The following is a 13,246-nucleotide window of genomic DNA, read 5'->3' on the forward strand; positions in this document are numbered from 1 at the left end:
TCAGCGCGCGCCCCGCGGCGATCACGGCGGCACCGACCAGGACGAACCAGCCCGCCGTCGCCAGGCCGTTGACCACCTGCTGATCGGCTCCGGCGATCCCGCGAACCACCAACACCACCGCCACGATCAGCGCCGCAACCCCCTGCAGCACAACGATCAGGCCCGCGCGGCGAACGGCGGTCGGGGTGGCTGGCGGCGTCACAGCGTCAGCGTAGTCAGGGCGGCCGCCCGTTCCCCCACAGCGTGGCCTTAGGCGGCCCGCCTAAGCTCGTGCTTCATGCGGGCCGTGCTGATCGTCAATCCCACAGCAACTTCCACCACTCCGGCCGCGCGCGATCTGCTGGCCCACGCGCTGAAAAGCCGCCTGCAGCTCAGCGTCGAGCACACCAACCATCGGGGTCACGGCACCGAACTCGCGCAGAAGGCCGTGGCCGACGGTGCCGACCTGGTGGTCGTGCACGGCGGCGACGGCACCGTGAGCGGGGTGGTCAACGGCCTGCTGGGCCCGCCCGGGCCGCTGCCCGGCGGACCGGTGCCCGCGGTCGCCGTGGTTCCCGGCGGGTCGGCCAATGTGCTGGCGCGGTCCCTGGGCATCTCCACGGATCCGGTCGCGGCCACCAACCAGCTGATCCAGCTGCTCGACGACTACCAGCGGCGCGCCATCTGGCGGCGGATCGGCCTGATCGACTGCGGCGAGCGCTGGGCGGTGTTCAACACCGGCATGGGCGTCGACGCCGAGGTGGTGGCCGCGGTCGAGGCCGAGCGGAACAAGGGCGGCAAAGTTTCGGCATGGCGCTACATCCGCGCCGCGGTGCCCGCCGTCTGGGCCTACACCCGCCGCGACCCGATGCTGACGCTCGAACTTCCCGGCCGCGAACCCATCACCGGGGTGAGCTTCGCCTTCGTGTCGAACTCGAGCCCGTGGACGTTCGCCAACGAACGGCCGGTGTGGACCAACCCCGGCTGCAGCTTCGAGTCGGGCCTGGGGGTGTTCGCCCCTACCACCATGAAGCCGATCCCGACCCTGCGAATCGTGCGGCAGATGTTCGCCAAACGGCCCGCATTCAACTTCAAGCACCTCATCACCGAGGACGACCTGCCGAGCGTGCGAGTTACCTCGACCGGGGGCGCGGTCGCGTGCCAGTTCGACGGCGATTACCTCGGCGTGCGCGAAACCATGACGTTCAAAGCCGTCCCGGACGCGCTGGCCGTGGTCGCCCCTCCGCAACAGAAACGGCACTGAGCTGCGGTAATGCGATGCAGCGACCCGGGTGTGGGGAAAATTACCGGTCAAGTGGCCCATGGAGTGTAGTACAACGGAGTAAGGGCTTGGCTACGAGTTGATCAAAGTGAGATAGCCCACGAGCGAACTCACACTATTGACATCTGTTGAGCCTGTGAAACGATCAAAAGGTTGCATGCAGAAATTTACGCAGGAGTCCGGACTCCTTTTCTTCTGCACGCGTTAAACAGCCGAAGAAAATGGCCGTGCGCCTTGCTGCGCACTCAGTGAGGAGTAAAGACGTATGGATTGGCGCCACAAGGCGGTCTGTCGTGACGAAGACCCGGAGCTGTTCTTCCCGGTAGGGAACAGCGGCCCGGCGCTCGCGCAGATCGCTGACGCGAAACTGGTCTGTAATCGGTGCCCGGTGACCACAGAGTGCCTCGGTTGGGCCCTGAACACGGGCCAGGACTCGGGCGTCTGGGGCGGCATGAGCGAAGACGAGCGGCGCGCACTGAAGCGTCGCAACGCCCGGACCAAGGCCCGCAGCGGGGTTTAACCCAGATAACGCAAACCGTGCGGCCTCGACGAAAGTCGGGGCCGCACCTTTGCGTGCGGGTGCGCCGCGCGCCTACAACAGCAAACGGGTGCGCCGGCCGATCGGCACGCGCAGCACCACATCGGTGCCACGGGCGGGCGCCTGACGCATGCCCAGGGTGCCGTCCAGCTCGGCCGACACCAGGGTTCGCACGATCTGCAGCCCCAGGCTGTCGGAGGTCTCCAGGCTGAATCCCTCCGGCAGCCCGCGACCGTCGTCGTGCACCACCACGTCGAGCCAGCGCGCCGAGCGCTCGGCGCGGATCGTCACCGAGCCCTCCTCGACCGCCGGGTCGAAGGCGTGTTCTATCGCGTTCTGCACGAGTTCGGTGATCACCATGATCAGCGCGGTGGCCCGGTCGGAGTCCAGCACGCCCAGGTCGCCGACCCGGTTGATGCGGATCGGCCGGTCCACGGAGGCAACGTCGTTCATGATCGGCAGGATCCGGTCGATCACCTCGTCGAGGTTGACCTGCTCGTCCACCGACATCGACAGCGCGTCGTGCACCAAGGCGATGGACGACACCCGGCGCACCGACTCGATCAGGGCCTCGCGCCCCTCGGCGTTGACCGTCCGGCGGGCCTGCAGACGCAACAGCGCCGCCACGGTCTGCAGGTTGTTCTTCACCCGGTGGTGGATTTCCCGGATGGTGGCGTCCTTGGAGATCAGGGCCCGGTCGCGGCGCTTGACCTCGGTGACGTCGCGGATCAGCACCGCCGCGCCGGCGCTGGCCCCGTCGACCATCAACGGCAGCGTGCGCAGCAGCACGGTGGCTCCCCCGGCGTCGACCTCCATGCGCATGCTGCGCCCGCCGGCGACCAGATCGCGCACGTGCTCGGCCACCTCCTGCGCCTCGAACGGGTCGGAGATCAGCGGGCGGGTGACCTCGATGAGGTTGTGCCCCTCCAGCTCGGTGGTCAGGCCCATTCGGTGATACGCCGACAGCGCGTTGGGGCTGGCGTAGGCAACGACGCCGTGCACGTCGAGGCGGATGAAGCCGTCGCCGGCCCGCGGGGTCGAGCGCGACATCACCACGTCCCCGACATCGGGGAAGGTCCCCTCGGCGAGCATGTGGACCAGATCGGTCGCGCACTCGCGGTAGGCGATCTCCAGCTGACCCGACGCACGGTCGGCGGCCAGCGCGGTCTGATGGTGGGTCAGCACCGCCACCACCTTGCCGCCGTAGCGCACCGGCGACGCCTCGACATGGGTGCCCGGCAGCCACGAATCTTCCTGTCCCGCAGCGTCATTCCGCTTCGCGGTGCCCGACGCGAAGGTCTCGGCCACCAGCGCCAGCCGGTCGGAGGCCACGGCGGTGCCCACCGCATCCGTCAGTAGCGCCGTGGGTGCGGTGTTCGGTCGGCACTGCGCCACACACACCAGCACGCCATCGTCGCGCCGCACCCACATCAGGTAGTCGGCGAAGGACAAATCGGCCAGCAGCTGCCACTCCCCGACCACGGCGTGCAGATGGTCCACCGCGTTGCCCGGCAGCATCGTGTGTTCGGCGAGCAGATCACCGAGAGTTGACATTGCTTACTCCCCGGGTCGTTCCCCGGCGGCTGATCGAAGGGGCCGGACGGCTAGCTGATGACCGCGATGAGGTCGCCCGCCTGAATGACGTCGCCCACCGACACGCTGACCTTGCTGACAGTGCCGCCGACCTCGGCCAGGACGGGGATCTCCATCTTCATCGACTCCAGCAGCACCACGACGTCGCCTTTGCCGATCTGGTCACCCTCGTTGACAACGACTTCGAGCACGCTGGCCACGATCTCGGCGCGCACATCCTCCGCCATCTTCACCCCACTCGTCTCGGCCTTCGCGCAGGCTGGCTGCTGGTTCATCACGGTTCTCTCGGGCCCATCAGGCTCGGATACATCGAACCACAGGACCCGTCGGGACCGCGGCACACGGCCCCCCGACAGGCCCCGACGAGGGCGAAGACACTGCACAGGACGTTCCATGAGAGAATGGTCGACAAGCCAACGGGCGCCGGGCGCCTGGTTTGACAAGCAATCACGGAGGTTTTCCATCATGGCCAAACGTGGCCGGAAGAAGCGCGACCGCAAGCACAGCAAGGCCAACCACGGCAAGCGGCCCAACGCCTAAATGGACGCTACTGCGAACCCCGGATGATCGTGGTGCGGCGGATCTCGAGCCGTAACCGCTCACGCAATCCCTCGGGGGCCTTCTCGCCCCTGCACTTGGTGGCGATCAACGCCTTGATCCGCTCTTCGAGCCCGTAGTGCTTGAAGCAGCCGGGGCACGCCTCGAGGTGCTTGCGTAACTGCTCGCGGGTGTCCGGGCCGCATTCACCGTCGAGCAGCAGCCAGACCTGGCGGATCACCTCCGCGCAGCCGACGCTGCCATGGGACTCGTCGTTGGGGCAGGCGTCGGGCGAAGCACCGCCCTGGCCGGAGAACTCGCTCATGACGACACCTCCTCGTGCGTCTGCTGACCGCGGTTGAAGCCCCGCTCCTTGGCGACGTCGGCCAATAGGCCGCGCAGCTGCCGTCGGCCGCGGTGCAGCCGTGACATTACCGTTCCAATGGGCGTATCCATGATCTCGGCGATTTCCTTGTACGGGAAACCTTCGACGTCGGCGTAATAGACCGCCATCCGGAATTCCTCCGGCAATGCCGCCAGCGCCTCTTTGATCTCCGAGTCAGGCAGCGCCTCGAGGGCCTCGACCTCGGCCGAGCGCAGCCCGGTCGACGAGTGCTCGGCGTTGGAGGCCAGCTGCCAGTCGGTGATCTCCTCGGTCGGATACTCCGCGGGCTGGCGCTGCTTCTTGCGGTAGCTGTTGATATAGGTGTTGGTCAAGATCCGGTACAGCCACGCCTTGAGATTGGTGCCGGCCCGAAACGAGCGGAAGCCCGCATAGGCCTTCACCATGGTCTCTTGCAGCAGGTCCTCGGCGTCGGCGGGATTGCGCGTCATGCGCAACGCGCCGCCGTACAGCTGGTCGAGCAGGGGAATCGCGTCGCGTTCGAATCGCGCCGTTAATTCCGCGTCCGTCTCTTCGTGCGCTGGGGGCTCGGGAATCTCGGGCCCCGTCACGCCATCGCGGCCATCGTCAGAGTCGGCCATGTCGATAAACCCGGTCCCTTCTGCGGCGGTGTCACCGGAGGCCACCGAAGGCGCCACCGGACTCGCAAGGAAGCCAGCCAACAGCTCCTCGCCTAACAGGCTCGTCGCCGTTGACACCACGCTGCTCCTCCCAATCTAAAGGCTGACCCCGACACCGTCCGTCCGGGTCCGCTGCACCGCATGTGAGACCGATTGGATCAACAGCGTGCGCGACCCCGCTATTTCCGCAGCGCGATCGGGCCGGTGGCGGTGCCGGCCGAGCCGATCGGACCCCGATCCGGCCGATTCGGGCGTGGCGTTAGTGTGACGCCATGTCCCTGAACGGCAAGACCATGTTCATCTCCGGCGCCAGCCGCGGTATCGGCCTGGCCATCGCCAAGCGTGCGGCACAGGACGGTGCCAACATCGCGCTGATCGCCAAGACCGCCGAGCCGCACCCGAAGCTGCCGGGAACGGTGTTCACCGCGGCCAAGGAGCTCGAGGAAGCCGGCGGACAGGCCCTGCCGATCGTCGGGGACGTCCGCGACCCGGAGTCGGTGGAGGCGGCCGTGGCCAAGACCGTCGAGCAGTTCGGCGGCATCGACATCTGCGTCAACAATGCGTCGGCGATCAACCTGGGATCCATCACCGAGGTGCCGATGAAGCGGTTCGACCTGATGAACGGCATCCAGGTGCGCGGCACCTACGCCGTTTCCCAGGCGTGTATCCCTCACCTGAAAGGCCGGGAGAACCCGCACATCCTGACGCTGTCGCCGCCGGTGCTGCTGGGCCAGGAGTGGCTGAAGCCGACGGCGTACATGATGGCCAAGTTCGGTATGACGCTGTGCGCGTTGGGCATCGCGCAGGAGATGCGCGAGGAGGGCATCGCCTCGAACACGCTGTGGCCGCGCACGCTGGTGGCCACCGCCGCGGTGCAGAACCTGCTGGGCGGCGACGAGGCGATGGGACGCGCCCGCAAGCCCGAGATCTACTCCGACGCGGCCTACGTCGTCCTCAACAAGCCGTCCAAGGAGTTCACCGGCAACATGCTGTTGTGCGAGGACGTGCTGGTGGATTCCGGCGTCACCGACCTTTCGGTCTACGACTGCATCCCTGGCTCGAAGCTGGGCGTCGACTTCTGGGTGGATGGCGTCAACCCGCCGGGATACACCGGCCCCTAGCAGCCCTGAGGCATTACGGTGGCCGCCACACCGGGCATCGCCGCTTTGGTGAAAGCCGGTGTGGCGCACCAGGTTCTGACCTTCGATCACGATCCGCGGGCGCAGTCGTTCGGTGCCGAGGCGGTCGAAGCGCTCACCGCGGCGGCCGGCATCGAACCGGGTCAGATCTACAAGACCCTCGTCATCACGGTGCCGAACGGATTGGCGGTCGCGATCGTGCCCGCGACCGCGCGCCTGTCGCTGAAGGCGGCCGCCGCGGCGCTGGGGGTCGCCAAGGCGGCCATGGCCGAGGCTGCGGTCGCCGAGCGGAGCACCGGTTACGTCGTCGGTGCGGTCTCGCCGTTCGGCCAGCGCCGGCGGCTGCCGACGGTCGTGGACTCCAGCGCGCTGCGCTGGGAGCGGCTGTTCTGCAGTGCCGGCCGTCGGGGCTGGGAGGTCGCGGTGGCGCCGCAGGACCTGATCCGCCCTCACCGGCGCGGTCACCGCCGACATCAGCCGAACGTGACGACGACCTTGTCCGCGGCCCCCGGGGTGTGCGCCAGTTCGAGCGCCTCGCCGACGTTGTCGAACGGGATGGTGTGGCTGACGATCAGCGCGTATTTCTCCCAGTTCGCGACGAGATCCTTGGTCACCTCGAAGATCTCGTCGGGGTAGCCCATGGAGCCGAGGATGGTGATCTCGTTGCTCATCACGTTGACGAACTCGACGGGTACCGGTTCCTTGTGCACGCCAACGATTCCCAGCGTCGCGCCCCGCTGTGCGGCGGCCAGCGCGGTGTTGACGACGGCGGGCACACCGGCGGCGTCGAGGTAGATGTCGGTCCCGGCCTTGCCTGGAAACATCGATTCGCCCTCGCCGTGCAGTTCGATCAGGCGCGCCACCACGTCCTCGTCGGCCGAGTTGATGACGGCGTCGGCGCCGATCCGCAGCGCCTTGTCCAGCCGCCCGGGGATCAGGTCCACAACGACGACGTGGTAGACGCCAAGGGATTTGAAGGCAAGCACGGCGCCCAGCCCGATGGGCCCGGCCCCGAACACGACGACCTTGTCCGTCGGTTTGGGCCGGCAGCGGTTGGCGCCGTGGCGCGCGACGGCCATGGGTTCGTTGAGCGCGGCCACCTCCCACGGGATGTGATCCGGGATCACCTCGAGACTCGTTCCGCGAACCGCGTTTTCGATCAACAGGTAGTCGGCGAGTGCCCCGCTGGCCCCGCCGTTGCCGATGATGCCGCTGGGCGCGGCCATCGGGTTGATGACGACGTGATCGCCGACGGTAAGCCCACTCACCTGCGCACCGACCTCGACGACCTCACCGGCCGGCTCGTGCCCGAGCGGGGTGTGCCCCTGGCGCGGCGGGATGCCGCCGATGGTGATGTAGAACGCGTCCGAACCGCAGATGCCGCAGGCGCGCATCCGCACCAGGACGTCGCGGGGCCCGACGGTGGGCCGTTCGGTGTCGAGGACCTCCGCTTTGCCCGGTCCGGTGACCACGGATGCTTTCACGGTGTGCCCTCCAGCTCGATGTCGAAGGTGTCGAGATACTCGGCGAAGACCGGCGCCAGCGCTTCGACGCTCAACCCGTAGTCATCGAGGCGATAGGCGTTGAGCGCGAATCGATCCTGCGGGTGCGCGGCGAGCCAATTGCGCATGCGGGCTTCGGTTTCGGCGGTCAGGGGTTCATCGGCCCACTCGTAGATGCGCCGCATCACGTCCATCGGGTCGCGCATCATCTCGTGGTAGTACATGTGGAAGAACCGCTCGTCGCCGATGCGGTCGCGCGCCCGCAGCGGGCGGTCGACGTGGTAGCGCATCTGCCACATCGCGAGCCGGCCCATCTCGGTCTGGTCCAGCAGCTCGGTGTTCATCACCAGGCTCTGCGGCAACCGCCACAGGTTGCACAGCGACCCGGTCGCCTTGTACGGATCGCGGTGCGCCCAGATCAGCCGGGCGTCGGGAAACACCTTCAGCAGCGCCTCGATGTGCACCGAGTGCGACGGCATCTTCAGGCTCCAGTTGCCCGGCGCGGTGGACTGCAGCACCTGCAGGTAGCGCTTCTGGTATTCGTAGGTGCTGCTCATGTCGGCCTCGTCGAACAGCCAGCGCGCGTAGCGGCCCGTCGGCAGGAACGAGTCCCAGGACAGGCCCTTGAAATCCTGGTTGTGGATGAACATGTCCTCGGTCGGGCCGTCGGCGTCTTCCCAGTGCGGCAGCGGCATTTTCGCCTGTGTCACCAGTTCGAGGATCTTGCGCTGCTCCTCCAGCAGGGCCAGGCAGCGCGGATCGGTGCGCAGCGTGTCGACGCCGGCGGGTGGTATGGGATCCACGCACTGCCAGTGCAACAGCGATCGCCGGGCCGGGTCCTGGTCGAGCAGGTAGCTGATGACCGTGGTTCCGGTGCGGGGCATGCCGAGCACGATCAGGGGCCGCTCGACGGGCGCGTCCAGCACTTCGGGGTGCGCCTGGATGTAGCCGTGCACCTGCATGCGCCGCCCCAGCGCGTTGGTGGCGTCGTCGAGCACCCGTTCGCGCCCGAACGGGGTGAACACCGGCGAGGTGTTGACCTCGTCGAGGATGAGCTGCAGTCCCGCGCGCCATGAGTCCGAGTCGATTTCGGTGAGGCCGGTGCGCCCCGCCGCCAGCTTGAAGACGTCGTCGGCGGTCGCGAGGTTGTCGAAGTCGCTCATGGCTCTAGACCGTCAGGTATCCGCCGTCGACGGCGATGGTGCTGCCGGTGATGTAGGAGGCGGCATCGGTACACAAGAACAGCGCCGCACCCGCGCAGTCCTGGGGCGTGCCGGGCCTGCCCAGCGGGGTGTGGAAGCCGATCTCGACGTCCATCACCTCGGGAATCCCCATGGCGGGGTGGGTCATTCGGGTGTCGATGAGCCCGGGCGCGATGGCGTTGACCCGGATGCCGTCATTGGCCCATCGGCGCGACAGGTTCATCGTCAGGGCGATCAGGCCCATCTTCGACGAGGCGTAGCCCGGAACGAAGACCGCCGAGCGGAACGCGGACATCGAGACGACGCTGACGACGCTCGCGCCGCCGGGGGCCTGGCTGGACTTGAGGCGCTCATGACAGCGCATGGTCAGCCGCATCGGGCCCAACATGTTCTGCGTCACCGACGCGACGTACCCGTCCGGATCGTATTCGTCGCCCGCGGGATAGGGGCCGCCCGCGTTGTTGACCAGGATGTCCAGGTCGCCCAGCGAATCAGCGAGCGCGTCAACGGATTTCGGATCCTGGATCTGGCACTGACGGTAGGTGAATGCGCTCAGCTCCGTCTCGGGATACTCCGCGGCCGACCCGCGGGTCCCGGTCACGGTGACGGCGGCCCCGGCGTCGGCGAACGCGGCGGCGATCGCGTTGCCGATGCCACTGGTGCCACCGGTCACCAGCACGTGGGCGCCGGTGAAATCGAAGTTGACGGTGTTCATTCGGTCGTCCTCAATTCGTTGATCGACTTGGTGAGCCAGGCCTTTTCCCAGAAGTTGTCGGTGCCGGCCAGCAGCGCCTCGTGGGCGTCGGCGGCAGCCGCCCGCGCACCGGCATGCAGCGGCTGGGCGGCCAGGATCAGGTCGGTGAGGTGGATGGCCTGCACCGGCCGTCCGGCGGTCAGGTGAGCCCGCGCCGCGTCCACGAGCACGTCGGCGCCGGCGGCGCTGACCACGTCGGCGGCCACCGAATCCGCTGGCACGCCGTATAGTTCGGTGGTCGAGCGGTGCCGGAACCATCCGGTGTACATCTCCCAGATCGCCCGCACGTTCCAAGAGGTCTTGCCGTAGCCTTCGCCGATGTCGAGGTGCTCGGGGACCTTGACCTCGCGCATCGCGGTGTGAATGTCGGCGCCGGAGTTCATCAGCTCGGCGGTGCGGTCGTGCACGGCCTGCATCCCGTCCCGCATCGCGGTGACCTCCTCGGCGATGCGATCGGCGCCCTCGATGGGGTCGAAGTGGCCGGTGATCAGCCGCCGCGGCCCGTAGTCCAGCACGGTGTTCAGCGATTCGATGTAGAGGATCGGGTCGCGGTACCGGTCGCCGCGGATGGTCATCAGGTTCGGCACATGACCGAACAGCGGCCCGAACAGGTTGCCGGTGAACAGGATTCGATCCTCGGGCAGCCACACCACCAGCGCGTCGGTGGTCTCGCCGCCGGGCGTCCACGCCAGTTCGAACGTGCGCCCGCCGACCGTGAGGGTGTGACGCTGGTCGAAGGTGGTGGTCGGCTCGGGAAACGAGAAGTCGATGGTGGCGGGGTCGATGGTCTTGAAGTGCTCGAGCACCGCGTCGGAGAACTTTCCGAAGGCGAACGACGTCTTGGGCATGCGGTAACCCATCAGCAGCGTGTTGTCGTCGCGCCAGTACCGGTAGTTGCGATGCATCACCACTTGGGTGTCCGCGTCGCGCAGCGTGTTCACCCCGCCCCAGTGGTCGGCGTGGCCCTGGGTGACGACGATCGCCCGGGTCGGGCCGGCCACGTCGGCAAAGGCGTTGCGGTGCAACGGTCCTTCGAAGACCAGCCCGCCGTTGACGATGACCCGTCCGTCGTCGGTGGCCACCGCATACGAATTGGAGACGCCCGGCGACATCCAGACGCCGTCGCCCAGGGCCTGCGCGGGGGTGTCCGTCGCCGCCGAAAGGTCGCTCGCCCCGGGGCGCTCGCGATGAATCCCTGCCATGACTGGCGATCCTCTACAGTTCTAGAGGTAAAGTCAATAACCTCGTCTCGGGAAGGAGGCGCTCATGGCATTGCGCGGGCTGGCCGACAAGGTGGCCGTCGTCGTCGGCGGTGCCACCGGCCTCGGTGCGGCCACGGCCGCCCGGCTGGGCGAGGAGGGTTGCCGGGTGGTGATCGGTGACGTCGCCGTCGACGCCGCGCAGCGCACGGCCGCGCGCATCGCCGCCGCCGGCGGGGCGGCGACCTCCGTGGCGTTCGACCTGGCCGACCCGGCGTCGGTCGCCGGCCTGATCGATTCCGCGGCAACGACTTACGGCGGAGTGGATCTGCTGTTCAACGTGGGCGCCGACATGGGCACCATCCGCGCCGACACCGACGTCGTCGACATCGACTTCGCCGTGTGGGACCGGGTGATGGCGGTGAGCCTGCGCGGGTATGTGGCGGCCATGAAATGCGCGATCCCGGAAATGCTCAAGCGCGGCGGCGGGGCGATCGTCAACATGTCCTCGGCGGCGGCGTTCCAGGGCGAGCCCGCGCGCCCGGCCTATGCCACCGCGAAGGCCGGGATCGGCGCGCTCACCCGCCACGTCGCGTCGCGGTGGGGCAAGGACAACATCCGGTGCAACGCGGTCGCGCCCGGGTTCACGGCAACCGAGACCATCCGTGCGGTGCCGCAATGGCCGGACCTACAGGCCGCCGCACTCAAGCGCATCCGCGGCCCCCGCGTCGGCGAGCCGGGCGACGTCGCCGCGTTGGTCGCGTTCCTGCTGTCCGACGAGGGTGAATGGATCAACGGTCAGGTCGTCAACATCGACGGCGGCACGGTGCTGCGCTGAGGATGGAGATGGCCACCGACAGATCGCGCAGACGCAACGGCGACGCACGCCGTCGCGACCTGTGCGATGCCGCCATCCGGGTGCTGGCCGAGCACGGCTCGCGCGGGCTGACGCACGGTCAGGTGGACCGCGTCGCCGGCGTCCCCGAGGGCACCACGTCGTACTACTACCGCACCCGCGCCGCCCTGCTGCGCGGCGTCGGCAAGCGCGTCGCGGAGATCGATGTGGCGAACCTGCAGTCGGTGATCGACGAGCCGGTCGATCCGCTGTCGCCGTTCGCTCATTTGGCGCGGCTCACCATGATTCAGGCCAGCGGGGACGGGTTGATGCTCAACAGGGCGCGCCACGAACTGCTGCTCGGGGCCGCCCGCGATCCCGGTCTGGCCGAGACGTCGCAGGTGTTCGTCGCGCGGATCAACGGCATGGCCCGTGACGCCATCGCGCACCTGCGGCCCGACACCCGCGACCCGGCGCTGCTGGACGCGCAGACCACCGCCGTCACCACGTTCATCGCCGGTGTCTTCACCCGGCTGGCCGCCGGCGACCGCAACGTCGGGGACGCCGAGCAACTCGGCCGGTTGCTGGAGGCCGTGGCCACCGCGGTGGCGCTCGCGGCCCAGCGAAGTTGAGTTCCGGCAAAAACCACTCCCCGGCCCGTCGATTCCGCATACCGTTGCCCGATGGACATCAAGCGTTTTGCCGCCGCGACTCTGCTGGCGATGGCCGGGCTGCTGACGATCGGTGTGGGCGTCAGCGGCGCCGACACGATCCAGACGGAGGGGAACTACCCCACGCGGGAGGCGTGTCAGGACGCCGGGCCGGGCGTGAAGGCCACGACCCCGGGCAACTGGAACAACTTCTGGTGCATTCCGGACCGTAACGTCAACGGCAACTGGAAGTTGGTGCTCAGCAACTGATTCGGCGCCGTCGGTTTATCGGGCCCATCGCCTCTAATGGTCCGGTACCCTGGGCGCGTCGTCGGGGCGCTGCGGCCTGATGCGGACAACATTTCGGATACGGGAAACGCATATCGAAATCCCTTGTGCCACTGTGGTTTCAGTAGTCTCTGGGCGCCGATTTTTGTCGGTGGGTGCCGCTAGTTTGGCGGTGTGAGTGATGAGCAGGATGTCGAGGCGGCGTTCGATGCGCTCGATGCCGCCTGGGATCGGGTCTGCGCGCTGAACCTCGATGCGCTGAAGCCCCGGCAGCAGTTGGCGGTGTTGGCGCGCTGCGAAAAGCAGCGCCGGCGCATCCCAGCCGTCGAGCACCCCGTGATCAATTCCCTGGCCCGCCAAGCACCCTCGGTCGAACTCGGCGCCACAGCAGTCCAGACCATCGCCGAGGCGACCCTGATCAGCCGCGCCGAAGCCGCCCGCCGCCTCAACGAGGCACGCGATTTGGGCCCACGCCACGGCCTGACCGGCGAACCGCTGGGCCCGATGCTGCCCGCCACCGCCGCCGGACAACGCGACGGCGCCCTGGGTGCGGGTCAGGTGGCGGTGATCCGCAAGTTCTACCACCAGCTGCCCGGCTGGATCGACATGCCCACCCGCGAGCGGGCCGAAGCGCGGCTGGCCGCCGAGGGCAGCCGGTTTCGCCCCGAACAACTCGCCGGGCTGGCCCGCACCCTGGCCGACTGCCTCAACCCCGACGGCACCTA

Annotated in this window: 16 protein-coding genes and 2 pseudogenes; 9 read left to right on the forward strand and 9 right to left on the reverse strand. The window is 68.1% G+C overall.

Annotated features, from left to right (window positions below; all coding sequences use genetic code 11):
* Positions 1-202: pseudogene (locus tag A5622_RS05975) on the reverse strand (hypothetical protein); the annotation flags it as partial.
* A 75-nt stretch (positions 203-277) separates the two neighbouring features.
* Between A5622_RS05975 and A5622_RS05980 the strand changes: the two are divergent.
* Both A5622_RS05980 and whiB1 read left to right on the forward strand, forming a co-directional pair.
* On the forward strand, positions 278-1,243 hold the full coding sequence (locus A5622_RS05980) for a diacylglycerol kinase family protein (RefSeq protein WP_066867921.1): 966 nt from the start codon (positions 278-280) through the stop codon (positions 1,241-1,243).
* A gap of 283 nt (positions 1,244-1,526) precedes the next feature.
* The gene (gene whiB1, locus A5622_RS05985; RefSeq protein WP_003874607.1) at positions 1,527-1,781 is read left to right on the forward strand and encodes a transcriptional regulator WhiB1; all 255 of its coding nucleotides are present in this window, start codon (positions 1,527-1,529) and stop codon (positions 1,779-1,781) included.
* A 72-nt stretch (positions 1,782-1,853) separates the two neighbouring features.
* Here whiB1 and A5622_RS05990 read toward each other — a convergent pair whose 3' ends face one another.
* Complete coding sequence (locus A5622_RS05990) at positions 1,854-3,353, reverse strand: sensor histidine kinase (protein ID WP_066867918.1); 1,500 nt, start codon at positions 3,351-3,353, stop codon at positions 1,854-1,856.
* Between the two features lie 50 nt (positions 3,354-3,403).
* The gene (locus A5622_RS05995) at positions 3,404-3,619 is read right to left on the reverse strand and encodes a biotin/lipoyl-binding carrier protein (RefSeq protein ID WP_066867974.1); all 216 of its coding nucleotides are present in this window, start codon (positions 3,617-3,619) and stop codon (positions 3,404-3,406) included.
* A 238-nt stretch (positions 3,620-3,857) separates the two neighbouring features.
* Between A5622_RS05995 and A5622_RS30685 the strand changes: the two genes are divergently transcribed.
* Positions 3,858-3,932, forward strand: coding sequence for a 50S ribosomal protein bL37 (locus tag A5622_RS30685; protein ID WP_011728008.1), 75 nt, complete (start codon positions 3,858-3,860; stop codon positions 3,930-3,932).
* Positions 3,933-3,939: 7 nt separating this feature from the next.
* Here A5622_RS30685 and rsrA read toward each other — a convergent pair whose 3' ends face one another.
* Positions 3,940-4,254 carry a mycothiol system anti-sigma-R factor gene (rsrA, locus tag A5622_RS06000; RefSeq protein WP_066867915.1) on the reverse strand — a complete coding sequence of 105 codons (315 nt, stop codon included), beginning with the start codon at positions 4,252-4,254 and terminating at the stop codon, positions 3,940-3,942.
* On the reverse strand, positions 4,251-4,913 hold the full coding sequence (locus A5622_RS06005) for a sigma-70 family RNA polymerase sigma factor (protein WP_066867911.1): 663 nt from the start codon (positions 4,911-4,913) through the stop codon (positions 4,251-4,253). Before A5622_RS06005 ends, rsrA begins: the two co-directional genes overlap by 4 nt.
* A 311-nt stretch (positions 4,914-5,224) precedes the next feature.
* Between A5622_RS06005 and A5622_RS06010 the strand changes: the two genes are divergently transcribed.
* Positions 5,225-6,073, forward strand: coding sequence for an NAD(P)-dependent oxidoreductase (locus A5622_RS06010; protein WP_066867909.1), 849 nt, complete (start codon positions 5,225-5,227; stop codon positions 6,071-6,073).
* A gap of 18 nt (positions 6,074-6,091) precedes the next feature.
* Positions 6,092-6,578 (forward strand): annotated as a pseudogene (locus A5622_RS27890) (YbaK/EbsC family protein).
* On the opposite strand, the gene A5622_RS06015 reads toward A5622_RS27890, so the two are convergent.
* From A5622_RS06015 to A5622_RS06030, 4 genes are read right to left on the reverse strand one after another with little or no spacing between them, the layout of a single operon-like run.
* Positions 6,565-7,575 (reverse strand): zinc-binding dehydrogenase, encoded by a 1,011-nt coding sequence (locus tag A5622_RS06015; RefSeq protein WP_066877294.1) that lies wholly within the window; start codon positions 7,573-7,575, stop codon positions 6,565-6,567. The pseudogene A5622_RS27890 and the gene A5622_RS06015 overlap by 14 nt on opposite strands.
* Positions 7,572-8,756, reverse strand: coding sequence for a sulfotransferase (locus A5622_RS06020; protein ID WP_066877295.1), 1,185 nt, complete (start codon positions 8,754-8,756; stop codon positions 7,572-7,574). The genes A5622_RS06015 and A5622_RS06020 overlap by 4 nt, the downstream gene beginning before the upstream one ends.
* A 4-nt stretch (positions 8,757-8,760) precedes the next feature.
* Positions 8,761-9,510, reverse strand: a complete 750-nt coding sequence (locus A5622_RS06025; protein ID WP_066877296.1) for an SDR family NAD(P)-dependent oxidoreductase — start codon at positions 9,508-9,510, stop codon at positions 8,761-8,763.
* The gene (locus tag A5622_RS06030) at positions 9,507-10,751 is read right to left on the reverse strand and encodes an alkyl sulfatase dimerization domain-containing protein (RefSeq protein ID WP_066877299.1); all 1,245 of its coding nucleotides are present in this window, start codon (positions 10,749-10,751) and stop codon (positions 9,507-9,509) included. The genes A5622_RS06025 and A5622_RS06030 overlap by 4 nt, the downstream gene beginning before the upstream one ends.
* Before the next feature lie 64 nt (positions 10,752-10,815).
* Between A5622_RS06030 and A5622_RS06035 the strand changes: the two genes are divergently transcribed.
* The 4 genes from A5622_RS06035 to A5622_RS06050 form a co-directional block, all read left to right on the forward strand.
* On the forward strand, positions 10,816-11,586 hold the full coding sequence (locus A5622_RS06035) for an SDR family NAD(P)-dependent oxidoreductase (RefSeq protein WP_066877301.1): 771 nt from the start codon (positions 10,816-10,818) through the stop codon (positions 11,584-11,586).
* Positions 11,587-11,594: 8 nt separating this feature from the next.
* Positions 11,595-12,215: a TetR/AcrR family transcriptional regulator gene (locus A5622_RS06040; protein ID WP_066877304.1), complete on the forward strand. Its 621-nt coding sequence runs from the start codon at positions 11,595-11,597 to the stop codon at positions 12,213-12,215.
* Positions 12,216-12,266: 51 nt separating this feature from the next.
* The gene (locus A5622_RS06045) at positions 12,267-12,503 is read left to right on the forward strand and encodes a hypothetical protein (RefSeq protein ID WP_066877302.1); all 237 of its coding nucleotides are present in this window, start codon (positions 12,267-12,269) and stop codon (positions 12,501-12,503) included.
* Between the two features lie 192 nt (positions 12,504-12,695).
* A partial coding sequence (locus tag A5622_RS06050; protein WP_156752863.1) for a DUF222 domain-containing protein occupies positions 12,696-13,246 on the forward strand: 551 nt, incomplete at its 3' end.

Origin of the sequence: Mycobacterium sp. 1245801.1, from assembly GCF_001673055.1 — a bacterium.
GTDB classification, from domain to species: Bacteria; Actinomycetota; Actinomycetes; order Mycobacteriales; family Mycobacteriaceae; genus Mycobacterium; species Mycobacterium europaeum_A.